Source organism: Selenobaculum gibii (genome assembly GCF_030273445.1).
In the GTDB taxonomy this organism is placed as follows: Bacteria; Bacillota; Negativicutes; order ICN-92133; family ICN-92133; genus Selenobaculum; species Selenobaculum gibii.
Map to the genome: position 1 here is coordinate 2151945 of NZ_CP120678.1, position 26572 is coordinate 2178516.

The following is a 26572-nucleotide window of genomic DNA, read 5'->3' on the forward strand; positions in this document are numbered from 1 at the left end:
AATTATCTTGAATAGTCTGATGGTGTTTTCATGTTACCATTTATAACAAAAACAAATGCTTTAGATGGAAATTTCTTTGTATTGTCAATTCCACCATGAGTTTCAACATCTGTAAGAATAATATCATTACGAATATCCCCTGGAGGATTATCCTTGCTTGTTAGATCAAGAATTAGTAGAATACTCACCTGCCTTGCGTCCACACCAGCATATTGCACAGCTTGAGGTGCATACTTCTTAGAGATAAATTCTCTATCACCTTTTTTCTTTTCGACTTTTAGTTCTACAATTACACCATGATAACTAATATCCGTAATCCCTCCAGCTTGGCTTGGATGTTCTTGAACTTTTTCTTGGTTTAACATTAATCTGAGGTCTCGAAGAACAGTTTTCTGAAACTCTGCTTCTGTCACATCGTTACGGCCTTTATAAATAGCCTCTTGAGCATATGTAGTTAGCAGGCGTGTAAGAGCTTGAAGGATTTCAAGCAAATCTGGTAGCTCGTCACGTACACTTGGGCAATCTCCTATCAGCTTAGTAACAAGTTTCTCAATATGACTATCCATTCGTCGGTTTCCTGTCATTAGAGGGGTACTATCGTCATTAGTTATCCTTAGGCAAAGTTTACTATGTCCGATTACCGGTATTTCCGTAAAACTCCCATCCTCGTTTAAGAATGCGCCCCTAACTATAAACACTATATCGTCTATCAGACTACTCTGTCCTGAATGGAAAATAATATTTCCAGACAATTCTCCGTTATATTCCCCATTTTCAATACAACAAGGCTTTTCTAATATGAATTCTGAAACTGAAAACACCCCATTTGGACAAGTTGTAAGTAAATCTAATCGTAGGCGTATTGCATTAGCGTTCCAGAATAGACCACAAACTTGAAATTTAAGCGGATATAAAATATTAGATTTCAAGAGTGTAGGACTAGCAATTGGTGCATTATCCAAAAAAACGATAACCCTCAACATCGGATTCGATTCAACAACGTTTCCTTTAGGCTCTCTTATATTCACTTCTTTTGACTGCCAATAGAGCAATGGCAGTGGAATTAATAGCAAAAACGCTCGCAACTCTTCATAGCTAGATCCAGGTTGTAATAAAATCTGCCTTACTAACTCTGTACTACTATGTAACTTCAAGTTACTAGAAAGTAATAAACGACGTAGTTCACCAAGTAATATTTCGTATTTTGTACGTTCCTTAACAAGATCACCCTCACCAGTCTGAGCAATTGTTAAGCATGTAATCTGACTAGCTAACGTATGAAGTCCAGCAATCATAATTGTCCATTCTATAGGGATATGAACATGAAAAGTTTTTTTGATTATTTCTTCAGCTCTTTCAATTAAAGAAGTAACTTCTTTTGACCATTCAGTATGATTACTATTTACTACATTCAGTGTTTTACGTATCTCCGAAAAAAGGGTCGCTGAATTAAGAGCATGTTTAAAATTTATTTCTTGTTCTTCCATCAAACGTCACTCCAACTGCTGCAAAAACAATTATTTGCCTTTTCTTTATCATTATTTTGTAGTGCCGCATTTCCTGCAGAAATGCTTGCTAATTTCCTTAATTCTTTACGAAGTGAATCATGTCTTGGCTCTTGCGGTAAACCATTAACTGCGCTTTCTAGTACAGCAGATTCTAAATTAAATGCTCTATGGAGTGAAAAAATACTTGCAAAATAGCATGCCTCCCAAGCATCACGTTTTGCTATGCCGATTGCAGCAGCCAGTAATTCCTGTTCGACTCGCTGATAAGATTCTTCCGGCAAATTATGCAACCACCAGAGCATCTGAAATCTTTTCGAATATGCATAGTGATTGAAAAGATCTCGTTCATAATTTCCAAGATAAGTAATAATATTTTTCGCAACAAGATGTGCCATAGCTTCTGTTGGTTTGCAGAAGAATAGTAAATTCCCAGCAATTTTAGAATCCACAAGTTCTTCACCTGTAGGATAAACAGACTCAACCATATGTAAGGCCAATACCTTGAGGCGCTCACTATTTCGTGCAACTGCCATCAAGCCATCACAGATATCATCTAGTTGGTATTTGTCGCTCTTATATACTTTTAAATGATTCATAAGGCAGGAAAGAACTTCAACTGACTGCTTTTCGTCAAACCAATTCGCGTGCCAAGAAACAGCTCTCAAAGCAGATTGATGAACAGCTACATACGTGTCTTGCAAATGTATAATAATTACGTCCACAAGATTAGGCGGTGGAGTAGCACTGGAATGCGAGAACATTTCGATGGTGGCATTTATTGCTACAGCTCGTACCAAAGCTGAACTATAATCCATTAATGCGCGCCAAATGAGAGGCATAACCCGCACGCGAAGCTGATACTCCTTGCCAAGTTGCCCTAACAAAGACACGCAAGTTGCTCTAAAGCTATCTTCCATTTGATCGTATGACTGGTTTAGACAATCTGCGACTAGCTCGAATACCTCTGTTGGTCTATTTTCACAGATTTCCTCCAGGCATTTTTGCAATCTCTGTTTAAAAATTTCCCATTCCTGTTTACGATTGAAATTATTTAATTCCTCAAGTTGGGGATTATTTTTTTGACCTGGGATAAAAATTTGAGGTGGAGAAACAGGTAGGTTTTTCTTACCACTTATGAGTGCAACGTATCCTAGGAGAGCGTTAAAATGCGGAAGTACACCGGCAGTCGCATAATCACAAGCCATCTCAAATGCCTCAATCGCACAAGAACGGATATCTATTTCGATTCGATCATCTTTAGCCCACCCTAACAGTCGTTTGATTGCTTCTTCTTCGTTTTTCGATACCGTGTCTCTTTTTTTACTTTCAAGCCTTTGATCCCAACTTATGGTACAATCAAAAAATTGATCACGGTATACTTTAATAATGTCCTCTTGAACTGCTGGGCGGACACGAATAAATGAATCTGAAAGCACCTTATCAACCCTCTCAGGATAATCCCGGAAAACTGCTTGTAAAAGATGAATGATCTTTCCGGAAGGTGTCTCTATTCCCGACTGCGCATCTTCATGCATTTCTAATGCTTTCACAAGATTATCAAGAAGATTCAGCACAATTTGCGGTCTTTCCTCTTGAATCAGTTTTAGTGCCCCGCATAATTGAACACGTGAATGATCATCTTGTTTCTGTAAAATTCGGCTAATAACGTGCTGAACACTATTCGGTTCAGCATCAAAGCAATGAATAAGGACTGCTGTACTTTTAGGATATGCCAGCTTACTATCTCCCCTAATACCAAAATGGTGATAGTGATCTTGTGCTAGTATCAATTTTTCAATATACTCTTCATCAAGAGGATATGTAATAGAATTTCCAAGAGCCTCAAGAACCGAAGCAGATAGTTCTACATGTAGCCTCTTTTCAATGTTATCTAAGGCTATCCTATAAAGTCGAGAAGATAAATCAGCGCGTTTCGCCGCTAATTCTGAGCATATTGGAAGTATTAGCCCACTAAATTCTGTCGATATCGCAAAACCAAAAATAAGATTGACTGCCACATCTGGAAAAATATCTGCAGCCAAATGTGCTGATTGCTTTAGACTTTCGGCAGCCCGTTTTCTTGACTTTTCATTCTCATCGAAAAAAGCTTCTAGAAATTCAATGATACGCTGGGATTCAGATTCCACCTCAACGGCAATCTTCTTAGACATTATGCGCATTTCCGAGCGAAGTTGCGATATACGTTCTGCTTCTTTTTTATTTTCCTGTTCGTATTTTTGCATCTCCACTCGATTATCTTCAATTATTTTTGTTCCCCATGTCGTATTCCCATTAGGAATTTGATTACTACATACAGCACAATTCTTTATAAGAAATTCTGAAAATATCCAGCGCAAATTCATAGATTGTGATTCGCCATGCACATATGGACATCCTAAACTATGAGTCGCAATAGGCAATCCCGACATTTGGGCATAAAGTCCTTCGGAAACCCTTTTAATCTTAACACTCTTACACCAACCTTGCATTTGCCGGAGGCAATCAGCATTATCATGTCCTAGCTTTAAAGCCCTCTCAAAATCATCTTTCTGTGATTCATCAAACCGTCGCAATATTTTCACCTACCCAATATTTTAGAGACACTTGTCATGATTTATCAGGTCTCCCAATATACATCTCGTTTATATTTAAAATCGGAGAATTTTATGTATTTAAAAGAAGTAAGCCATCTGCTCATTATACTTTGTCTCTATACCCGAAATATAGGAATACAAAAGAAGTTCATTCATCACCAATAATACCATATAAGTTTTTACACTCCCATTTTTATTGAAAGATTTGAGATATTTAGCTATCTAAACTTTGCTCTTTTGCCTTTAAACTTTGAATAAGTTTATCATACAATTTTGCTTCTTCTCCGCTTTCATTAGTTTTAATTCTTAAAATAGGGATATCATATTTCTTTAAAATAGTATCTTTCAATTTATCCCGTTCCAGTTGTTTAGGATTATTAGCATGAAACTCATAACCATCTACTTCAACTGCAAGTACTGGTGATTTATCTGACTTATTAAAAATGAGAAAATCCGTATGAGTTAATACATTCATAGTAAAGCTATATTCACTCGGATCTAGTTTTTCTGAATTGCGAATGAGCATTTTTAATGGCTGATGCAATACGCAATCAAGGTAATTAAATTCTGGCAAGTTTAGAACCTTTTCAATTACGATATACATTAGGTTCTCTGATTCATAATGCGATACATTCTTTTTCTTTTTCATAAGTGCAAGTAAACGATCAGAATAATCATGATATAGCAAATCAAATACTGAATAAATGCTGCTATTAATAATTTCAAAGTTATTATACTCAATGTATCTTACTAAATCACCAATGTTAGAGCCAGCTTTCTTTTCACCTTCTGAAATAATAACGACTAACTTGTCCACCGCACGAGAAACAGCCACATTGATTAAATTAGGATTATCTACAAAACTATTTATTTCATTTACAACTGTCGTGAGAATAACAACATCTTTTTCCCGACCTTGGTACTTATGAATGGTATCAACTTCAATATTTCGTGTTCCTATAGATTCTTTTACTTTATCTGTTTGAAGTCGATAAGGAGAAATAACCCCAACAGTTTGTTTTGGATCGTTATCAGTTTGATACGGAAGTACTTCTTGTAATATAACGTCAATTTGACGCTGGTTATAGTTCCCCCGCGCATGATTGCCTTTCACCGTCTTATATGCTACTAATGGATTTTTACGGCCATCATCTTCTGTAAGTATAATCAATTCATTATTGTAAAACTTCTGATTACAAAAACCAATAATTTGCGGATGACATCGATAATGTTCTTTTAGCAACGACCTAGGAACATCATTAAACAATCCTGTAATTGATGAAAGCATGCTGTTATCTGCATAATGATATGCTTTATTTAACTGATACTTTTCAAATATCCGATTAGACTCTTTAGAAATGCTATTTGAAACCACATTAGGCAATTGCTTTAGATCACCCACAATAACAGCATTCCTAGCGCAAGATAAAGCTAATGATCCAGCAACAATATCAACCTGTGAAGCCTCATCCATAATTACATAGTCAAATAAGTAGTCTGGACTGATACAACTCCTCAAAGAATGTGTCGTACTTAAAATAATTGGATATTCCCTATTAAATGAATCAATGTTTTTCCATAATGCATCTGCTGTAAAAGTTTCTCTTTCTTTATTTTTCGAGAATCTTTTAACAAGGGTAGCTTTGAATAACTTCATTGACTCTTCGCTATATTTTTTTATAGCTACATCAAATTGGTAATTCTCAAGTCGCTCTGTCAATCGCTTAATTTGTTCATTTAACTCTTTTTCTTTGAGATCATAATATAACTTTTGAAAAAACGCAATCATTTCTTCGTTTGAATTTTTATAAAAAGAAAAACTAATAATTCCATACCGGAATAGATTTTTGAGCTTGTAGATTAATGTGATATCAGTGCATGTTTCCATCATCAACTGATATTCTAGCCATAAATTCATAACAATATTTGAGCTATGCTTATACAAAGACTTGTAGGCTAAAATACTCTTGCTTGCTTCATTATAATATTTATCAAAATATTCTTTTTCTACCTTTAATGCTGCTAATTCTTGTTTTAAAATCGCATTTGTATTTTTTATTTTGAGCATATCTTCTAATTGTTTTCCACTCGTCTCGATACTTTTTCGTATAATATCATAATCTTGCTCATTTATCACCCAACTAGACATATCCGGATATATCTTAGCTTGGTTAGCAAAAAATTCTTTTTTGTTTTCATTTTTCCCCAGATAAGCTGCAATAAAATCTACACCGTACTTTTCTAATTTTTCTAAAACATTTGCCGTAGCCGCATTATTATTAGAAACAATAGCTACTGTTTTTTCATTAATAATTGCATTTGCAATAATATTAAGAATGGTTTGCGTTTTTCCCGTACCAGGAGGACCTTCAATGACACTAATTGGGTTCGCTAATGCTTTTTCAGTAGCATCTTTTTGACTTAAATTAAAACCAAATGGAAATATTGGTAGATATCCATTCAATTGGCTATTCAGTATAGTGGGATTTAAATATTTTGCCAAAACGCTATTAGAATTTACCTTCGATATTTTTTTATATTGATTACTTAGAAAACTAGAATTCTCATCGCTACTAATGCTAACAATCTCCGCTAATTGTTTTAGATATTCAAAACGCTTAGAAGCATTTGGATTATTAAGACAGCTTTCTTCAAAGCGTATTTCTTGGCTCTTATAGATTTTTTTATATCCACTTGCAAAACAAATTCGTATATGTTGCTCAAAAACCAATATTTTTTCAATTCCAGATAAAGGTTGATCATTATAATATACATCTGTTGTAGTTGGATAACGTAAATCAGGTTCCTTAAAGCATTTAACCTTAGAATAATGGTAGAAATATGTCTTATCTTTCCCAAAATTAATTTGCCATTTGCCATTTTCATAGGCACAATGACTTATAGATTCAGTCTTATCCTCATCGTCTATAAGAATAAGGTGTTTTTCAATATTCAAAATTTACTTCCCTTTCGTTATTTAATATATATTCACACAATTATAAGTGAGTTTATACCAAATACATTAATCTAAATTTATAACTATGATTCAAAAAGGGATTAAAATATCTTTACCTGCTGCATTAAAACCTCTTTCTATAACTTCATCTATACGATTAAGTAATATATTTTTCCCCACTATATGCATACCTGCTACTAACACTACAATTCACAGTGCAATTTGTGACTGAATTTCTACACTTTAATCTTGATTTATCAATATAAGAGCAATATCAAGTTTATCTAATCCTATTTGTATTTTTTTAACTGAGTCCAGGTGATCTTTATTTTTAGGCAGGGCTATCGCTACTCTAATTTCACAATCTTCATTAAGAGAAAATATTTCATTGTTCTTATATAGTTCCTGTCCAATATGGGCTCTTACCTGACTACAAGTAAAATTTTTCCCAAATCGTTCTGTTGATTGAGAATTACGCCAGTATAACATCTAGATAAAACTATATCTTTTTCATAATTTAACAACGCAATACAAATTCAAGAAGGTGTTCCTATGCCCCGTCTAATCACTACAATCGAACAAAAAACTTCATTATAGAAAAAGCTATTTTTCTTTACGTAATAACGTATCATGATTAGAAACTTTAATAACTAATCAATCCATTTTGCTTTTAATTCGATTAAGAGTATCGAAGATTTGTTCATTTACATCAAATTGAAGCTCATGGGCATCCAAGAGGGATTTAAATTTTTTACCATATTGATTCTTCATTTTACCTAAAGCTTGTTGAAACAATTGTTGACCAGCGATAAGTTCCTTTTGCCCTTGAGCAATTGCGGATATTTGTCCTAACATTAGTTTTTGAAAATCCTCATTTGTCATAGTTAACATCCTTTCAAAAATTTAAGTATCTTGAGTAAAGCTTTTTTCTTCATCAATTATAAGAAATATTATCATATAGACCTCCCCCAAAATTAAAATTTCATCTAATTCTATATTTATATGTCTTTTTATAAATTTTCCTTATTTTTCAATTATTTCTTTATAGTTAATTATACTATATAAATTTACAATATTAAACAAATAGCGCAACATATTTTATACTACTTCCTTTTTTTAGATATTACAAAATACTAATTTTGTAAATCAACTAGATTCTTTATTTACAATTTAATTGTTAGTGTGTTATATATAAAGAGGTTTTAGTATGAAAAGCACAAGATTTATATGTTCTCGTACTCAAGTAAAATAAAAAAATTATACAATCTAATTAGATTGTAAGATAAAAAGTTTGAACAGATATAACTATTATAATAATTATATCTATTCAAACTTTTTAACGTAATTCACCTATTAGAAAACATAAATATAAAGTGTTCCATCAGCTTTATTAAATTCACAGTAGTATCCCCACCAAATTTATACACCCACTTTTTTAGGATGAAAATAGACTTGAACGTACTTTCAAAAGCTTTAATAGCCTCAACATGAACAAATTTGGAATCAATATAAAGAGCTTACCTAATAAAAATTGATATCGGATGACAATATTTAAATTGCACTCTAATCACTAAACTATTTAATGCCAATTATCTAACGTCATAAAACCCTTGATTTATAAAAGGCTAAATTTATGCCAATCTATTTTATTGGTAAACAATTCGTATGTGCGAATATTGCTATCTTAATACTCAGATGGCCAAACGTCCCTATATTAAAATTTATGCAAATTCCGAAGAAATATTTTCAAAAGCGGATGAATATATCAAATCCAGGTTACCAGAGATAACTATTTTTGAAGGGGCAGCTACTTCTGATCCATTGGCATTAGAACCTTATACTCATGTGCTTGAGGATGCTATACTTCATTTTGCTAAAACTAAGCAAGGACGATTTCGCTTTGTAAGTAAGTATGCTGATGTTAACAGTCTGCTAACTCTTGAACACAATAACCACACTGAAATTAGGTTAAGTTTAAATATAGATGCTGTGATTAACGCCTATGAACACCGTACACCACCATTAGCTAAGAGATTAGACACACTTAAACAGCTTGCCGAAGCTGGATATCCTACAGGAATTATTATTGCACCAGTATTTTGGACTAAGGAAAATAAGCCAAAATATAAAGCTTTAATTGAGCAAATTGGCATCTTGTTAGGCAAATATCCTATTACCTTTGAAATAATCTCCCATCGTTATACTGCCGCGGCAAAGAATAATATTCTTGAAATCTTCCCCAATACTCTACTTCCTATGAATGAAAAAGATCGAACTTTTAAATTTGGTCAGTTTGGATATGGAAAATACGTTTATCCCAAAGAAACTTTTACTGAATATAAAGAATTCTTTTCTCAAGAATTAAGTAATTATTTTAATAACGAAAAAATTTTATATATTATTTAACCTTTAATTATCTTTTTCTTCACTGTCTTTACATTTTCAGTCGGTAGTAAATCAATATTTTCCGTATCATCAGTCATTACGAAAGGGAGATACTCAAATTCAAGAGTATCTCCCTTCATATTATTAAATTATGCACATTTATTTTCTTCATTAAATATAATTTCAACAGCTTCATTATCTATAATTACCTTTTGTTAGCGATGATTTTTAATCCTAAGATCACTAGTTGTAACCAAGGCATTATCTTCCCCCCCTCACAAAAGTAAAAAATCCGCTAAATCGCAATATTTACGATTTAGCGGATCAATTATTTTCTATTTGATTTTTCAAGGTGTTAATTCTAGCATTTCTTTGCAGATTTCGAAACTGTCTTCTGCTTTTTTGATTGCTGGTGGAGACACTTCAACTCAATAAATAGAAAAACCACTTAAGATTATTCCTAAGTGGTTCTGATTCTTTTATATGATTTTTATCTTCACTCTTCTTAGTACAACTTAAATCGTTTTATCATTTCATCCAAAATAGCTGCTCTGTCTTTAAGATTCTCACTAATTGCCGTGTTTTCTTCTGATGCAGCCGCCGTATTTTGCACAGCACCCGCAATCTCCTGAATTCCCTGATCTATCTGCTCTAATGCCCGAGTCTGATTTTCTACATTTTGATTTGTCATTCGCGCAACTTCCGCAAATCCGTTCATCTCCCTTATTACTGCTTCAATAGCTTCAGAAGTGGATGCCGTAATTATATTTCCTTTTTCAATTTCCTCTAGTGTCTTACTTATCAATTCTCTTGTATTTACTGCTGACTGTGCACTATCAGCGGCCAATTTCCCAATCTGTCCAGCCACTACAGCAAATCCTCTTCCTGCACTTCCTGCCCTTGCTGCCTCAATAGAAGCATTCAAAGAAAGTAAATTCGTCTGTGAAGCGATATTCTCAATCGCAGTGATGATATTTTCTATTTTCCTGGAAATTTCCGTGATGCTATTCATTTCCTCAGTAAGCTCTTTCATCTTCTGCTTTCCATATTCCGCTTTCTGCGTGGACTGTTTGACATCATCATAAGCTTTCTGTGTATCCTCAGCACTCTTTTCTGCAAGATTTACCACTGTAGCTATCGTAGCAGTTAATTCTTCAATTGCACTTGCCTGATTTGCTGCTCCATTTGCAAGAGATTGCGATGAAGCAGAAATCTCAATTGAATTTTTTGATACAAGTTCAGACGTTTTCTGCATATTCGTAAGCGTAGAGTTAAAAGATTTTAATATATGTATCAAAGATTCTTTAATTTCTGCAAAATCTCCTAAAAAATCTGTAATCTCATTACTATCTTTAGTCAAATCTCCTTTTGCAATTTCACCTAAGGTAGATGAAATTTCTTCTATGTAATCCTGTAAATTCTTCATTGCTCCACGCAAAGAATCTGCAACAATACCAATCTCATCCGACGATTCATAAGTAATTAGTTTTCCTGCTGACATATCTCCCTGATGCATTCTTTTCACTGCTTCTTCAATCTGAGCAATTGGTTCTGTAATCATTCTTGTCACAATCCTAGCTACCATCGTTGCCACTACTATGGCAATTAGAATTAGAATAACAATTACCGCCACGATAATAATAAACATAAGATTTGCACTATCTTTTGCTTTTTGTAGTTCAACTCGTGCAAATTTTGTTAATTTATCGAAATCTTGTTGAAAATCTTGATAAGTATCAAGTACATCTCCAATCATTAGTAAACCAGCATTTTTTGTATTATGAGCACGACTCGCTTCTAAAACCTGCTCACTCTTTGCTTTATATTTAAGCCACTTTTTATTAACCTCTGCAGATATCTTTCGTTCCTCATCGCTAGTGCTATATTTCATAAACCTTTCACTAATGATTGTAATTTTCTTATCTATTTCAGAAAGTTCAGCTTCGTATTCCCTCATCTCAGCATCTGTTGTAGAAACTAAATGACCATACTGGTTTACTCTATAATTTGAAGTAAGTATATCCAATTGTTGCACACATTCCAACGTTGGTGCCCATACTTCTGTAATTTCTTTTAAGCGAAGATTCAATAAGAGACTAAGTACTATTACTACAATTCCCAAAACAACAATAATGCCGAGCATATATTTCTTATATAGATTGAGTTTCTCCTTTACTTTTATGTTTTTCAATCGTTCAGCAAAATACATTTCCATATTTTCTCTAATTTTCATATCGTTTCTCCTTCCTGTTCGACAATATTCGACAGTTTTTATCTAAAAAAAAAGGATACTAAACATTACATATCTTGTCAACCTTATTTATCCTAAAAAATGGTTGCATTTGCATTTGTATTTATAAGAAATAGATTTGTAAATCAGTAACATTCATATGTAGAATTTTACTAAAGTCACGATTGAATAAATATAATTGATTATATTTATTTTTAAAATAATAAATCTGTATTACTAGTCAAAAAATTTTTTTGCTATATTTAAACGAAAAAGCAATTTTCTTCGCCAAATATAAAAATATAATTTAATAAAGTAAAACTTGATTCAATGTGACAAAGCTACTTCACTAGACTGGCTCTGAGGCTTAAAAAATCAGTTTCCTCAGTGTGAGTACCTATTAGACTCCACCATAAGTTGCAATCATCTCTTTTTCTGCACTACTAGGAATTATACTTTCTAGTAACTGTTCATCTTTTAGATAGTCAAAATTAGGCATAAAAAAACCTCCTTGAAATTTACTTGGTAGTATTTCAAGGAGATAATATATATTGATATATGTAGTTGTTTCGATAAATAACTACATCAAAATATCTTTATTTATGTTCAGACAAAAAGTCATATAAATTTTATAATAAAAAGCATTTAAGTCTACAGTTCTTGTACTTTTCTTTTTAAAAATGACCTATCTTTACTTAAATTTAAACTATGCATTTTTCTGTGACAATTTGCACATAAAGCAACAGTATTATTAACAGTATCACTACCACCTTCTGATAGTGGTATTATATGATGACATTCTAAATAAGGTTCGCCATTTTGTTTTTTAAACGGCGCATTTTGTTCACATAGTTGACATATTCCTTTTGCACGCCTTTTGGCATATTCGGCAATATCTGCATCTCTATCATATACAATAGAGCTAATATTCCTTACACTAGATTCTCCACCAATCTTAGCTTTGATTCTATCTCTTAAATCCGATTCAGATAACCTTCTTGCTTTTTTTTCTTTAACTTCTTGATTTCGCTTAATGATATCCAAAGGTATAATTTGGTTTCTTTCTGATAATTTTAATGGAAACATCCAAACTGAACGTTCTACACCATCCTCACCTTTTTGCCTATCTTGATATGGCTCTGCTACAAGTTTAACCTCTCCTCTGTATATGTATTTAGTTGCCTCGAATACTTCAAACAAATGAACTTCTATACCATTTTCATTTGATTGGGCTAATGTCTTATTCTGTGCAAAATTAATTTTCTGATCACCTGATTTTCCCATTCCAGTGTAATGTAATATATCTCTATCCCATTTATCCTCATACAAACCTTTAGTGTGATCAGAAATAATCATTAATGAATTAGTAACTCTAGAACGCCTCATTCCTCCCATATTACCACATTTAAATACATTTATAATTTGGCTATTTGATACTTCTTCTCCAATTTTAAATGTGCAGAAATTGCTCATTATACGATTCCTCATCTTAAAATTTTAAAAATGTACTTTTCTCATAAAGTCTATTTTCATTTTCAACTATATCTTTTCCTACAAAAGCCTTTTATTTATGGAATTAATCAATTCCTCTTAAAGCTCAAAACTATAATTATATCTACTTATTAGTTTCTATATTTATATAAAACAATCCTTTTATTTTACCAAAATATTTCTTTTTTCCATATAAGAAAGGCGCTAAGACCAAATAGTCTTAACGCCTGATTCTATATCCAAAACGATTTCCCAAATCGCATTATTTCTGGTGGAGACGACTCTCAACCGACCTTAATGCGATTCTAGAAAGCAAAAAATTGAAATTACTTCATGATACTTTATCATATCACTCTTTTCTCTATTTTAGAATATATACATAACACATATCTATGTTTTGTATTATTTAAGATACTCCAATTTATCATTATATCTAGTTAATTATTATATTTTAAACTCTTTATATAATAATTTTAGATTATTCTTGAAGAATCTTTTCATTTTTATCAATATCAATTAATCCTTTTAATTTTTCACCTGGATTTACTCTGTGAAAAATTAATTCTATATGTTCACTATTTATTTTAGGTGGAGTGTTATCAATGATAAAAATCTGATTATTCTCTGCTAACTTTATCAAATAATTATATATTTCTTGATACGTTTTGGGATCGATACTCTCTTTATCAGCTTTGTCTGTTCCAATATTATTACTCAGCGTATCAAGCATTAACAACCCTGGATGACAATTATTATCCTCCTCTTGATTTAATTCTAATATTGCTCCAAGGTAAGCAATTTGCATACATAATAATAAACACCCACTGCTGTGTTTCATCACACTAGCACCACTATAATATGGCAAATAATTCTCTTTATCTATATAACATCGTTCTTCATTAATATCTGTAAAATTAAACTGCTTCATCAGCATCCTATATTTGTAATTCAATCTGTTTAATATTAGTTCTTGCCTAACAGTTAACTTCTTTAAATCATTTTTTTTACTTTTTAATTTGCCTAATTTATCTTGTAACCTATTTAAATTAACTAAGTTATTATTTAATTCATTATGTATATCTACCAACGAATTAATTTTATTTTTTTCTGTTGTAAGGTCTCTTATTATAGAATTAATTGATTCAATCTCTGACAAAAAAGGAACCTCTATATTCTTTTTATAAGTATCAAGCGCATGTAAATAAACTTGTTTTTTTTCATGCACTGCACTAAGTTCAGAATCAAACTGATTGATTTTTCTCTCTTCATTTTCCGAAAGAATTTTTAATGTTTCTATTTTATTTTTAAGTTTTTCAAGAACATTTTCTATATCTTCACATTGTTCTTCTTTATCCTGTAGTACTGATACAAAAGAATTACATAATGGACACTTTTCTTTATGATCAACTATTTTAATCTTTTTCATAGCTTCTACAGTTGCTTCTAATTTCACATTCTCATCATTATATTCCTCCAATAAAATTTCTTTATTCTTAATTGAAAGAATCACATTACTCTTTTCTTTTTCGATTTGCATTATTTTAACATTTATATTATTAATATCTTCCATTAATCGGTAATGAAGGTCTGTCTTTTCACTTTTATTATTTTCCAAAATAGCTTTTTTCTGCAATTTTAATTCGCCAATTTTTTTATCCAGTTTATCTCTGTCATTGTATAATTCACCAATAATTATAGAGTCGCGATTATTAAGATAATCATTTAATCCATTATTAAGACCTTCTAATCTATTACATTCATTTTGTTTAATTTGAATTTCTTTTTCTATTTCTTCAATATCAGGAATAATTAGATCATTAATAATTTTAAATACTTCTTTATTTTTCCCACTTATAAATGGATTATTATTTTCTAAAAATTGATTAGTTCCTAATTCATTTTGTTCAATATAAATATACCTCATTAAATCTCGAAAAGATATTTTTTCAGGAGCCAAGTCTTTACTACCAGATTTTTTTCTTAAAATACTATGAAAATTTATACTTAATTCATCTACTAAAAAGTCTAAAAGTTCATCTAACTTTTTCTTCCATGGAGAATATTCTTTATGTTCTTCATATGATGATAAGTAGACGTCTATATTATTTTTATTATTTTTCAACTGTCTACTTAACGTATATATTTTCTTATTTATAAAAATCTCTAAAAATACAATATCACAATACTCTTCCAATTCTGCCTGAACCGTCAAATTAATAGATTCACTTTTACTACCCAAGCAATATTCAATCAGCTTTAAAAAAAGTGATTTACCTGAAAAGCCATCGCCCTTAATAATTATTAATGATTTATCAATTATTAAACTTCTCTTATATTTTTCGCCTTCTAATACTAACTTAGAAATCCTTAAACTTCTCATTTATTTTCCAAAACTCCCTTTTCATTTCTTAAACTATAAGGCATAAATTTTTTCAAATAATTTATTTTCTTTATTTGCTGATCAAAATATATGTTTTCTAATTCATTAACTAATTTAATTCCTGCATCCAAAATTTTAAAGTACATCGAATTCTTTTTATCTAATTTATCTATTTCAATCCAGACTAGCCCTTGATTAACTAAAATCCGTATATCTATTTTTAATTTTTGATCATAATTTAAATAATTATTTTGAAGAAACATTTTATCTAAATTAAATTCTTTATTTTTTAGTTTTACAGAATTCAAAAGGGTAAGCCAATACAAAAGCTCTTCATAATTAATTCCTTTTTTTCTTCTTTTAAATATATACAAAACACATAAAATATCTATATATTCTAGATATTTATTTTCAAACAAAAGCTTTATTGATATAGGTAGAGTATTATTTGTCAAAACGTTTCTCCCCCCACCAAACTGGTTGTTGTGATTTCTCATCATCAGCAACTAAATGTATAAACCCCTTTTTATTCGCTTCATTGGGCATATTTTTATCTAAAAATTTTTCAACATGATTAAAATTTAATATACTTAATGCATTATGTACACTTTGCAAAAATTCATCGCTATTTTTATGACCTTCATACACTTGAATTAATAAATCTTTATATTTTAAATAACAGAAATGTAACATATGTGTTATTATTTTTTCATTATTTTTAATTCCTGATTTTTTTAGCCATCTAATATATTGCTCTGCTGTAAAAAAACAATCTTTACTATAATCAATTTTATTTTCTTTAATATTTTCAAGCCTTAATTTTTGACAAAACAAATTTTTTTCTAATTCTCGTTTTTTCTCCAAATTAGGTAATACTTCTATTAACTCATCCATAAAATCATCAACTAAATCCTGTTTTTTAGTATCATTTTTTAATTCAGAAATTTCAAGTAAAATTTTTCTTATTTCTTCTACATGCGAAGAATCGTGACTATCATAAGATATCGTTTCCAGATTAAAATTACTTTTCAAAAAAACTATTTGTTCCGCAGTAGGGCGATCCAATACAATATAATGTTTTACTTTAAAAGCTTCATAATTCTCCTTGATAATCTTTTGTATAAATATATCATTAAAAGAAAAACCAATAAATAAAAATGTCTTAGTATTTGTAAATGTAGAAAATAAGATTTTATATTTATCATCATTATATAATTCCATATATTTATCATGACTAAGAACGATGCTACTAGAGTCTGAAATATGACCATGCAGATGAAATATTCTTTTTTCACTCTTTGAATTCACAATGTTTTGTATATTAGAATTAATATCTTTTAAATTAATTGGAATAAAATTAGACATCAAAAATTCGCTTAAAATATGATCATAATTAGTCGTGATATACGAAGTAAAACTCATTTTAGATAAATCTGAATAATTATGGTTAGATTTATCAACATCAAGATTAATACTTGCATTTACAGTACGTGCAACATATTGTTGAATATCCTCGTCTGACCGATTTAAATAGTTCTTAATTAACCTTACAGCTTCCCAATAATCATATTTTTCCAGATTATGTTCCACCATCTCTAATAATGGCAATTCGATTTCTTTTATACCCATCTCTATTGCACAGTTTCTAATTAAATTCCCCCAATCTGGGACACTAAATGGTATGGATAATCCTGCTCCTATAAATGGAACTAAGTAACCATCCTCATATATATCTTTTAATTCATTTATAAAAGTTTTATTACTCATACTGCACTTTCCCTCTTTGTAACATTAATCGTATTACTTTCTCTAATTTTAACATACATCATTTTATCTAACTTTATTTTTCTATATTTATACAAATAAACCCTTTATCCTATCAAAATATTTCCGCAAAAAAATATTTTGATAGGATAAAGGCTATATCAAAAATCTGCTTTCCCCGATAAAATTACACTTCACTTCCAATAATATTGCATTATCGGAATCTATAATAAAAGGCAGATACTCAAATTCAAGAATATCTGCCTTCATATTATAAGTTATGCACATTTATTTTCTTCATTAAATATAATCTCAATATCTTCATTGTCCACTATCACCTTTTTGATGTATGAAGATAAGTAATTTTTTACCTTTTGGGTATTGTTAGCTTTTACATATTCGTTTAATCCTTGAATTGCTTCTTGTACCTGTTCTTGGGTAAATCTTCTTTGTTGCATTTCTTCCATTACTTGTATTTTCTCTTTAAATTCAGCTTGTTCTGCGGATAGTTCTTCGATTTGATTTGTTATTCTACTTATCATGCTATCAGATTTTGAATATTTTAAACTTCTGTAAAGGTTTTCTTCTTGCTGTTTTTGCTCTTTTAAGGCTTCCTTATACCTTTTGATTTTATGAAGCATGTCTTCATCATTCTCGATTATGTGATTTATCAATTCAGTAATTTGCTCAATATTTGCATTTTGAAAGATTGACTTATGTAATAGCTCTAAAACAAAATCTTCAAGTATAAACCGATTAACTGGTTTTACATCACAGGCTTTTACTTTTTTATTTGGACATCTGTAATGAGAACGTATTATAGATTTATTCTTAGAATCACGGTTCACATCTCCATGTAACATAGCTCCACAATTTCTGCATTGAATCATTCCCCTTAATATGTAATTATTTTTACTTTCTCTAGCTTTCCTTGATTTTAATTTTATACGTTCTTGAACTCTAGCAAACATTTCTTTATCTATTATGGCAGGATGATTATCATGCACCCTTATAATGTCTTCATCATCTTTATATTTATGGGAATTGTTTTTTCCATTTGGATCTCTTGGATATGCTTTATTATAGCAGTATGTACCTTGATATTTTTCGTTTATTAATATGTCATGGATAGAATTTTTCTTGAATTTTAATTTTCTCTTTGTAAGATATCCCATTTCGTTAAGCCTTGCTGCTATATTTCCGTAACCATATCCATCATCATACATTTCAAATATTTTTCTAACAGCTTCCGCTTCTGTAACGTCAATTATTAATTTTTGTTCTTCATCTAACATATAGCCAAGTGGCGGAACTCCTCCACAATGCAAACCATCTCTAGCATTACTTTTTAAACCGTCAAAGCTTCTATCTCCAATCACCCCACGTTCGTATTCATTTACCGCATATTGTATATTTTTGTGAAATATTCCGGCTGTTGTTTCTGCCATTTTTTCAGTTGCACTAATAAAACGTTTTTTATTTTCCAAAAGAATAGCTTCAAGAACTTTCATATCGTGAACATTACGACCTGCTCTATCGTAGCGATAAACAATCAACGCATCAAAATCTAATAGATTATTTTTTATTTCATCTAACATTTTCAAATAATTTGTACGTTTTCCAGTTCCACCGCCACTTTTTGCTTCATCTGCAAATGTTGCAACTATTTCATAACCATTCTTCTTACAGTATTCTCTGATTCCTTCGATTTGTATTTCTATACTTATTGGATTTTGATGATCTGATGAATATCTTGCATATGCGATTACTTTTTTTATTGTTTCTGTCCTAGAAAAATATACAGCCATATCTCTCACTCCTTGTGTTAAGTAGGTGGAGATATCTCACAAAAGCATACCTCCACACGTACTATCAACTAAATTTTCTTTGCAGTATTTCAACTAATAAGGCTAAAAGAACGGTATTTAAAGAATTTTCGAGTTTATTGTCGAAATTTTCAAAATTATCTTTCGTTAACTTTATACGTCTAAGTTTAATATTATACATCAGTCATCCTCCCTTTCCATATCAACAATCTGAATTATTGCGATAGGAGATTCGCCTGTTGTATCAACCTTAACACATGGGAAAGAAATACTTGTTCGATTACTATAATCCAAATTAAATGTCTCTGCCAACGATCTGACAAGCGGTTCGCTATATACTATCGGTCTTTTTTCTGAAACATTATAAGAAATTTTATTACTCAAATTTTCTCCTATTAGAAGCAATCCTCGTTTAGGAATAACCATAAATTGTACTTTATCTGGGGAATTTAATTCAGTGTATAAATTTTCCGTAAAAGAAACTCTGTTTCCATTTCGGTTCTTCACTATAGAAATGCCAAGTAAACCTCTCCCTTTACTTGATTGAACTTTTGATACTTCTACTTCCATAGCTTCCTTACGTAAATTTTCTAAATTTAATTCCATAATAATAACACTCCTTATTAATAATTAATTTTTATAGCTGAACAGTTTTTACCTTTTACTGGTACTACCTCAAAATCTGAAAAAGTTTTTATTTTTTCTTTGTTTTCTAAATGCATAGCATCAAGAATTGCCTTAACCACACCATGTCCAAAAACAGCAACTTCATTTGCACAAATAATATCAAAATATGAAGAAGTCCCTAAATTTTTGCCTACTAAAATGTAGCGATTATCGTTATCTACAACGAGTTGAATTCGTTTTGGACTACCAATCGCCTTATATGCCAAGCGGGGTAAAACAATCTTAGAAATAATATTATTCCTATATAGCTTGGCAGTCTCTACTTGTTTTTCTTTTTCTGGTTCGGGTTCTATTTCTATATCAACAATCCCCATTTCAAGAAGCCTCCTCGCAAAAAAGATTATCTTCAGCTGCTACCGTTTTCTTGTCTTCATAGGTTGGATAGGATGAATCCTCTTTGGCAAACTGAATAATATACACTCTCGATCTAATACCATTAATCGTACGTTTTGTGTCTAATCTACCTGGGTCAGAACCAATCAAAATTCCTTTCTCACGCCAAGCTTGCAATATGGTTTGAATTTTTGGAAATGTGCTTCTTTCAAAGACCTCCTGAAATTTTTTAGTTAATATGAGAACCTCAAGAACATTTTCCTTATTGTCTATTAATATTTTCCCAAAACTATTCACCCCAAAGCTACCATTAAAATGTGTATTTTTAGCATTGCGATACTGAGGAAGAATCTCATGATGAAACTGACTTTTCTTCTCGCTAATCCAGCTTTTAAAAAATTCTAACGCTTCGTCAGCTACATCAAAAGACCTTGTAATACTATCATGAATGGATATAATTTCCTTATCTATTGATTCTTCATTGACTTTTAAGCCAATGTTTGTATTCATAATAGATGCCGTTACTGATATTACAGCTAGTTTTTCTATAATACGGGATGATAGAGAGTTTCTTTTTCTAAGCTTATCTGATAAAGCATTGCGTCTAGTATGATATAATTGGATCATTTCGTCATCTTTTAAGCATATTAGAAAGTTTGCAAAAGGAATTACAGCATGCCCATAGTTTTGGGAAATCCCATCTACTATACGATTGGAATGTTCCGCAGAAGCAGTGAATTTCCTTTTTAATTCAAATAAACGACATCTTAAACCACCATGTTGTGCTGAGTTTTCAAGCATAGAGACTTCTGAGGTCATTACAACAGTCGTTCTCCATTCTCTTTGGTTACGTGCAATTAGATCTTTAGATAGTCTATTTTTTTCTGTTCCACCTTCAATCCTATAAATGAGATCCTCCCATCCAGTTCGATTATTCATCATCGCTTCGTCAAGCAGGACAGGAAATCCGCATTTATCACACATCAAGTTTATCAATGCATTATGCGTAGCATCAAACGTATTTACTATCCCGTTTCTACCAATGCTTGGATTTCCGTATATACTAGCCATCAACTTTAAAGCAGTAGTCTTCCCCAATGAAGTATCGTTGTAAAAAAGAAATAACAAGTTACTAAACCCAATTAAAGAGGAAAGTCTCCCTACTACGATAGCCGAATACCCAATAGTTAAGGCAAATTCTAAAGCAGGATATCCTATAACCTCGTGATTTATGATATTTAACCACATTTCGTAAGTACCCCTTGGCAACAATTTTTCATTCTCAACATAAGTTGATGTTACTTCCCCACCTATAGTTTTTGATGCTAGATACAATAAATGATCGTTGACCTTGTGAAAGCCAAGCTTATGGTGTTGATAATATTTAGGAGCACTTTCTTCTAAGTAGAACAAGTACTGTATTAACGCATTCGTATCCCAAGAATTTATACTAAGCCCTTTTCTCAGCAGTTCATTAATTATATCGATTTTTGTAAACCTGCCTCGTTCCATCGCAAATTCAACTTCTTCATTTTTTAAAATAAGTTTCAAATAAATTACTTTGTCATTAGAATGCAAATCACTAAGAACGTGTGAAATTTGCACCTCCTGACACACTTCTAGTTCTACTCCTTTTTCATTTAATTTGTACAGTTTACCGTTATGTAGATACAACATTAAGATAGCCCCCTTAAACAAATTAGCTTTATTGCTTACTGATATAATAAGCTAAGAATCACTTTTTGTTAAATAACATTATTGGAAACTTTATATCTTTTTATCATTTTTTATTGACAATTTCTTTATTAAATTTGTATAATATTCATGTTTTAGGAATGTATAATCATTTTCTCTTAGGACTTCCTTTACCAAACGACTTTCCCGATTTAACCTATGGAAAACCATTACATTACCCTATTTTGAGCAATTATTCATGAAACTTTTTAACTTTCAACTATTTTTTTAGGAGGATTTATGAAGAAGTCTAATAACCCAATTGACATATTGGATGAACAAAAATTTTCTTTAGCTAAGTTAAGCGAAACAAAAAAAAATATTTTATTCTTTATTCATGAACAGAATATGTTAGGAAATAAGGTAAAAAGTCAAAAGGAAATAGCTAGAATTTTAAACCTTAGTGCCTCTACAATAAGCAAATACTTGAAGGATTTGGAACAAGGTGGTTTTATTTCTTCTGCTGGCAAAAATCATACTAAAGAATATTTTATAAGTTCATCTTACAAATCAAATTCTTCACGCGACAAGCTAGAGAGGTTAAATTTACTATTTGGAAGTACACCCCATGTGTCATTTGATGTTAAAACCATATTTATAAAAACCGCACCACATCAGGCTCAAGTATACGCTAATTTATTAAAAGAAATTTTTCCAAAAGAAATTTTATCTACTTTTCACAATGACGAAGGTATTTTAGTTATCCTTTATGAACATACCTATGATATAGTGAAGGATTTTTTAAGTAAGCAATTTATTTCGTAAAAAAAATAGTCAGTTTATATAAATACATGCCCCATCTGCCCCATTTACATATTCAGATTCCCCATTCACTTCTCTTATCAGGTAAGGGTTTCCCCAATCGCCCCATCTGCCCCGTTATTTTCAGAAAAAAAATATTATAATATGTAGTATTAAAAATGCACTCCAAACACAGGTTTATCTTACCTGCCATTTGAAGTGCATTTTCTTTTAACTACTCTTTTCCATTTTTACTGTGGAACTATATTCTTCATAGATAATTTGCTTTTTTATTTCAAGTGAAGTATCTAGTTCATCTATAATTCCTAAGCCTGTTTTTATTATGAAACAGACTTTATAGGGATAAATTACAACTTCTTCTATTACTTCTTGGATTAACGTTTTAAATTCTACGCTATTTTGCTCTAACATTTCAAATTGATTTTGTTTTTCTGTGAAGTCACTTTCTTCATATTCAGGATAGACAGCTTGTTTATTAAGTTTACAGAAGATTTCTTGTTTGCTTATTTCTAACGTTTCTATCCGCTTTATTATCTCATCCGTTATCACGCCTTTTTCTATGAATTTTGTTAAATTTTCTATTTTACTCATCACTTCTTCATATTGAAGCTTTAATTCTTTATGAATATTTTCAGCGTTATCTTTTTGGGATTTCACATATTGGTTAATTTTACAGATATTTCTTTTACATGCTTGTTTATTAAAAATATACCTTTTTAGCAATTTGACAATGTAATCGTCAAGGTAATCTTTGTTTACTTCCTTGTTTTTACATTCAATCCGATGGGTTTGGCATCTATAGGTTACGTATCGGCTTTTGTTTCTGCCTGAATATCTCAAATCACCGACCATTTTTCTTCCACAAATCCCACATCTTATTTTTGTGCTTAGTAAGTAAAATTCTTTACTGTCATATGCTCCACTAGATAGTTTATTTTTTATCATGCGTTCATTTGCTTTTGTAAAATCTTTTTTATCTATGATTTTAGGACAACCACCTTCTACTCGAATTACTTTATCATCTTTTTTATACAGGTGATTATTTCTTCTTTCTAAAGCATCTTTCGATTCTACTTTATTGTAAATGAATACTCCTGTATATTTTTCATTGATTAAAATATCGTATAGGGAATTTCGTTTGAAAATTTCTCCTCGCTTGTTTTTGTAACCTAGCCTATTAAGTTCAGCTATGATTTTTCCATATCCGTATCCTTGATTGTATAGTTTAAAAATCAGTTTTACTGCTTTTGCTTCTTGCTCATTGATTACGAGTTTTTTATTTTCGTCTAAATCATAGCCAATTGGTGGTTTCCCTCCTGTATGTTTACATTGCAGTGCATTTTCTGTCATGCCTTTCATTACTTCTCTGGCTAGGTTTTTAGAGTAGTATTCACTCATTCCTTCGAGTAAGGCTTCTAACATTACGGATTCTGGACTGTCGTCAATGTTTTCTAGTACACTGTAAACTTTGACTTTGTTCTTTTTGAGCTTGGTTTTGTAGATGGCGGAGTCGTAGCGATTTCTGGCAAATCGGTCGAGTTTGTGCACGAGGACGATGTCAAATTTGCCTTCGTTGCTTTCTTCTATCATCTGTTGGAAGGCTGGTCTTTTGTCTGTGGTGGCAGATTTTGCTTCGTCCATATAGATTTCGACAATTTGGTATCGCTTGGTTTGGCAGTATTTTTTCATGGCTCTGATTTGTGCATCTATACTTTCACTTCTTTGATTGTCTGAGGAAAATCTTGCATATAAGGCGACTCTTTTAATTTCAATCATTTTCATCACATTTATTTATTTCAGGATGATTTTCACTTACTTGAAGATTTTCTACTTCTTTATCAATTGGTAAGTCAGATGCATTTTGAGGGTTATGTTTTTCAACTGGTTCGGGTGGATTCATTAGTTTTTGTAATTTTTCCATTGTGATTTTTTCTAATATCCATTTATTCCGTATTTGTGGTGTTAATGGATGAAGTCCTCTTCTTCCGTGTTCATCTTTAATAATTCTAATTTTTTCTGCATAGGGTGCAAGAGCAACTAAGATTTCCTGCTGACGTTCTCTGACTCTTTTAGTATGCTGTCCGATCTGTCCCCATGCTAAGATAATATAGTCTACTTTATCAGCAGATTTTTTCATATACTCGTCATTTTCATTGACCAGAAGTTCTTCATCGTCTTGAAAGCGAAAAGATATTTTATTGGTAATGCGTGTATACATATTAAAAATATCTACCGAACCGACATTTAATTTGTCTAAGTTATTAATTACGCACATCGTTGTTAAGTCAGTTTGAACATTTTGTATTTCACTTGGATTTATCATGATAACCATAGCGGATTCTTTTGTTTTATCCCATTCCCTTTTAAGTAAGATTCTGTGTTCCTTATCTTCTGAATAGATACTTTCACATTTTATGATTGTTTTTTCAATTTGCATGTTTTTATCCTCCTAAATAATAGAAAAAGACCAATATAGATTTTTGTCTATATTGGTCTTTCGTTTTGTATTTTGTTATTTAAAAAATCCTATTACCAAAAGTATTATCCCTAGAACTACAACTAACCAGATAGGAAAAATCCACGATAATAGCCATACAAATAAGACAGTTACCCCTATTAGTAGAACATATGGCAAAAAGTAAATAGCCAGTCCTGCTCCAACTATTATCAGCAATGCAGTAAAGATTATATCCATATTATTTTTCTTGTTCTAAAATGATATTTTTAATTTCTTGCGAATTTCTGTCTACTTTAAATTTTAATATACATTTTAATCCGTTTTCATAGGTTTTGTTATTCCTATACGTATATACATCTAAGCTGTCTTTTGATTCTTTCTCATAACCATCACCATATTTACGGAAAATGCTACTAACATCCATTCCCACATTTACGTCTCTTGGAGTTCCCTTATACAATTCTTTATTTAATCTTATTGAGTAAACTATTCCTTCTTTGTTTAAATAAACCATACACTTTCTATCTGTATCTTTATCATCAATAGTATCGTTTTTTATATATTTATATTCATCACTTACATAACCTGAATTCTTAGTTGAAGATCCTATACGTATACCAGCTAAAGAAAAATCTAATTCATCTAAAGGTATAACTTCTTCTTGCTCGTCTTTCAAATTTATCTTTTGGGCTAGTTCTAATATATATTTATACTCTTCTGAATCATCCTTTTTAAAGTCTTCTTTTATTTCAACAACAATTTCATTTAATTCATCTTCAGAAAAATTATCTCTGTATATTTTTACTATTTTTTTCATAGGATATTCATACTCAGCCCTACGAGAAAGTTCAAATATACTTTCATGTCGTCGATACTCTCTTATATTTAATACCTCCTTCTTTAGTTTTTCAATTTTATTATTTATTTCAGATAATTCTTTTTGCAAATCATCTAATTTTTGTAAATCATTTTTTTCTTTTGCTTCATCTATTTTTATTTCCGTTATAATTTCGCTTGACCGTATCAACGCCTTTAACTCATTATATTTTTCCTTCTCATATTCAAGAGACTGAAATGCTAATTTACAGTTCTTTAACATTTCAATGTATTCTTTCTGAGCCGAACTAATTTTATCCTGCTCATCTTTTTTTAATGAACTAGGCATTTTCATATTATCTAACTCTTTTAATCTATCATCAATTTTCTTAATAATTTTTTCATTAAATAATTTAATTTGATCTAAATCTCTCTTATCCATATCGCTTGAAATCGCAAAACTCCCTTTACCTATTACATTCACATACTCATAAGATTGCTTTATACATTGTAAATCTTTTGAGTAAGCTTTAATTACCATTTTGAGCTCATCTTTTTTTTCATCACCACAACCACCTAACAACAATGCAATCAGAGGAATTAATAATAAGTACGCATATCTTTTTACATTCTTCATCTTATCACCTT

18 protein-coding genes are annotated in these 26572 nt (G+C 30.9%); 2 read left to right on the forward strand and 16 right to left on the reverse strand.

Annotated elements, in window-relative coordinates:
• Positions 1–2 precede the first annotated feature (2 nt).
• The 4 genes from P3F81_RS10290 to P3F81_RS10305 all read right to left on the reverse strand — a co-directional run bounded on the left by P3F81_RS10290 (position 3) and on the right by P3F81_RS10305 (position 7940).
• Positions 3–1487, reverse strand: a complete 1485-nt coding sequence (locus tag P3F81_RS10290) for a hypothetical protein (protein ID WP_147670063.1) — start codon at positions 1485–1487, stop codon at positions 3–5.
• Entirely contained in the window at positions 1487–3937 is a 2451-nt protein-coding gene (locus tag P3F81_RS10295; RefSeq protein WP_309320374.1) for a hypothetical protein, read from the reverse strand. The genes P3F81_RS10290 and P3F81_RS10295 overlap by 1 nt, the downstream gene beginning before the upstream one ends.
• A 379-nt stretch (positions 3938–4316) precedes the next feature.
• Positions 4317–7058: an AAA domain-containing protein gene (locus P3F81_RS10300; protein WP_147670065.1), complete on the reverse strand. Its 2742-nt coding sequence runs from the start codon at positions 7056–7058 to the stop codon at positions 4317–4319.
• Between the two features lie 654 nt (positions 7059–7712).
• On the reverse strand, positions 7713–7940 hold the full coding sequence (locus P3F81_RS10305) for a hypothetical protein (RefSeq protein WP_147670066.1): 228 nt from the start codon (positions 7938–7940) through the stop codon (positions 7713–7715).
• A gap of 813 nt (positions 7941–8753) precedes the next feature.
• Between P3F81_RS10305 and P3F81_RS10310 the strand changes: the two genes are divergently transcribed.
• Positions 8754–9464 (forward strand): spore photoproduct lyase family protein, encoded by a 711-nt coding sequence (locus tag P3F81_RS10310; protein WP_147670067.1) that lies wholly within the window; start codon positions 8754–8756, stop codon positions 9462–9464.
• Positions 9465–9948: 484 nt separating this feature from the next.
• On the opposite strand, the gene P3F81_RS10315 is transcribed toward P3F81_RS10310, so the two are convergent.
• From P3F81_RS10315 to P3F81_RS10355, 9 genes are all read right to left on the reverse strand, one after another.
• Positions 9949–11676, reverse strand: a complete 1728-nt coding sequence (locus P3F81_RS10315) for a methyl-accepting chemotaxis protein (RefSeq protein ID WP_147670068.1) — start codon at positions 11674–11676, stop codon at positions 9949–9951.
• Positions 11677–12324: 648 nt separating this feature from the next.
• Positions 12325–13146, reverse strand: coding sequence for an HNH endonuclease (locus P3F81_RS10320; RefSeq protein ID WP_147670069.1), 822 nt, complete (start codon positions 13144–13146; stop codon positions 12325–12327).
• Between the two features lie 496 nt (positions 13147–13642).
• Complete coding sequence (locus P3F81_RS10325) at positions 13643–15544, reverse strand: hypothetical protein (protein WP_147670070.1); 1902 nt, start codon at positions 15542–15544, stop codon at positions 13643–13645.
• Positions 15541–15999 (reverse strand): hypothetical protein, encoded by a 459-nt coding sequence (locus P3F81_RS10330; RefSeq protein ID WP_147670071.1) that lies wholly within the window; start codon positions 15997–15999, stop codon positions 15541–15543. The genes P3F81_RS10325 and P3F81_RS10330 overlap by 4 nt, the downstream gene beginning before the upstream one ends.
• On the reverse strand, positions 15989–17311 hold the full coding sequence (locus P3F81_RS10335) for an SIR2 family NAD-dependent protein deacylase (RefSeq protein WP_147670072.1): 1323 nt from the start codon (positions 17309–17311) through the stop codon (positions 15989–15991). The genes P3F81_RS10330 and P3F81_RS10335 overlap by 11 nt, the downstream gene beginning before the upstream one ends.
• 275 nt (positions 17312–17586) lie before the next feature.
• On the reverse strand, positions 17587–19116 hold the full coding sequence (locus P3F81_RS10340; RefSeq protein ID WP_147670073.1) for a recombinase family protein: 1530 nt from the start codon (positions 19114–19116) through the stop codon (positions 17587–17589).
• Between the two features lie 198 nt (positions 19117–19314).
• The gene (locus P3F81_RS10345) at positions 19315–19740 is read right to left on the reverse strand and encodes a hypothetical protein (protein WP_147670074.1); all 426 of its coding nucleotides are present in this window, start codon (positions 19738–19740) and stop codon (positions 19315–19317) included.
• Positions 19741–19757: 17 nt separating this feature from the next.
• A complete protein-coding gene (locus P3F81_RS10350; protein ID WP_147670075.1) occupies positions 19758–20135 on the reverse strand; it encodes a hypothetical protein in 378 nt (125 codons plus the stop codon).
• A 1-nt stretch (position 20136) separates the two neighbouring features.
• Positions 20137–21831: a DUF927 domain-containing protein gene (locus P3F81_RS10355; protein WP_147670076.1), complete on the reverse strand. Its 1695-nt coding sequence runs from the start codon at positions 21829–21831 to the stop codon at positions 20137–20139.
• Positions 21832–22128: 297 nt separating this feature from the next.
• Between P3F81_RS10355 and P3F81_RS10360 the strand changes: the two genes are divergently transcribed.
• Entirely contained in the window at positions 22129–22653 is a 525-nt protein-coding gene (locus P3F81_RS10360; RefSeq protein WP_147670077.1) for a winged helix-turn-helix transcriptional regulator, read from the forward strand.
• 207 nt (positions 22654–22860) lie between these two features.
• Here P3F81_RS10360 and P3F81_RS10365 read toward each other — a convergent pair whose 3' ends face one another.
• The 3 genes from P3F81_RS10365 to P3F81_RS10375 all read right to left on the reverse strand — a co-directional run bounded on the left by P3F81_RS10365 (position 22861) and on the right by P3F81_RS10375 (position 26561).
• Positions 22861–24426, reverse strand: coding sequence for a recombinase family protein (locus P3F81_RS10365; protein WP_309320376.1), 1566 nt, complete (start codon positions 24424–24426; stop codon positions 22861–22863).
• Positions 24419–25087 (reverse strand): DUF1643 domain-containing protein, encoded by a 669-nt coding sequence (locus P3F81_RS10370; protein ID WP_147670079.1) that lies wholly within the window; start codon positions 25085–25087, stop codon positions 24419–24421. Before P3F81_RS10370 ends, P3F81_RS10365 begins: the two co-directional genes overlap by 8 nt.
• 259 nt (positions 25088–25346) lie before the next feature.
• Positions 25347–26561: a hypothetical protein gene (locus tag P3F81_RS10375; RefSeq protein WP_147670080.1), complete on the reverse strand. Its 1215-nt coding sequence runs from the start codon at positions 26559–26561 to the stop codon at positions 25347–25349.
• Positions 26562–26572 lie beyond the last annotated feature (11 nt).

Coding starts and splice junctions, on each gene's coding strand:
- P3F81_RS10365 (WP_309320376.1), bottom strand. CDS start 24,426: ATGATTGAAATTAAAAGAGTCGCCTTATATGCAAGATTTTCCTCAGAC.
- P3F81_RS10355 (WP_147670076.1), bottom strand. CDS start 21,831: ATGTTGTATCTACATAACGGTAAACTGTACAAATTAAATGAAAAAGGA.
- P3F81_RS10340 (WP_147670073.1), bottom strand. CDS start 19,116: ATGGCTGTATATTTTTCTAGGACAGAAACAATAAAAAAAGTAATCGCA.
- P3F81_RS10310 (WP_147670067.1), top strand. CDS start 8,754: ATGGCCAAACGTCCCTATATTAAAATTTATGCAAATTCCGAAGAAATA.
- P3F81_RS10315 (WP_147670068.1), bottom strand. CDS start 11,676: ATGAAAATTAGAGAAAATATGGAAATGTATTTTGCTGAACGATTGAAA.
- P3F81_RS10370 (WP_147670079.1), bottom strand. CDS start 25,087: ATGCAAATTGAAAAAACAATCATAAAATGTGAAAGTATCTATTCAGAA.
- P3F81_RS10295 (WP_309320374.1), bottom strand. CDS start 3,937: ATGTCGGGATTGCCTATTGCGACTCATAGTTTAGGATGTCCATATGTG.
- P3F81_RS10350 (WP_147670075.1), bottom strand. CDS start 20,135: ATGGGGATTGTTGATATAGAAATAGAACCCGAACCAGAAAAAGAAAAA.
- P3F81_RS10335 (WP_147670072.1), bottom strand. CDS start 17,311: ATGAGTAATAAAACTTTTATAAATGAATTAAAAGATATATATGAGGAT.
- P3F81_RS10305 (WP_147670066.1), bottom strand. CDS start 7,940: ATGACAAATGAGGATTTTCAAAAACTAATGTTAGGACAAATATCCGCA.
- P3F81_RS10375 (WP_147670080.1), bottom strand. CDS start 26,561: ATGAAGAATGTAAAAAGATATGCGTACTTATTATTAATTCCTCTGATT.
- P3F81_RS10290 (WP_147670063.1), bottom strand. CDS start 1,487: ATGGAAGAACAAGAAATAAATTTTAAACATGCTCTTAATTCAGCGACC.
- P3F81_RS10320 (WP_147670069.1), bottom strand. CDS start 13,146: ATGAGCAATTTCTGCACATTTAAAATTGGAGAAGAAGTATCAAATAGC.
- P3F81_RS10360 (WP_147670077.1), top strand. CDS start 22,129: ATGAAGAAGTCTAATAACCCAATTGACATATTGGATGAACAAAAATTT.
- P3F81_RS10325 (WP_147670070.1), bottom strand. CDS start 15,544: ATGAGAAGTTTAAGGATTTCTAAGTTAGTATTAGAAGGCGAAAAATAT.
- P3F81_RS10345 (WP_147670074.1), bottom strand. CDS start 19,740: ATGGAATTAAATTTAGAAAATTTACGTAAGGAAGCTATGGAAGTAGAA.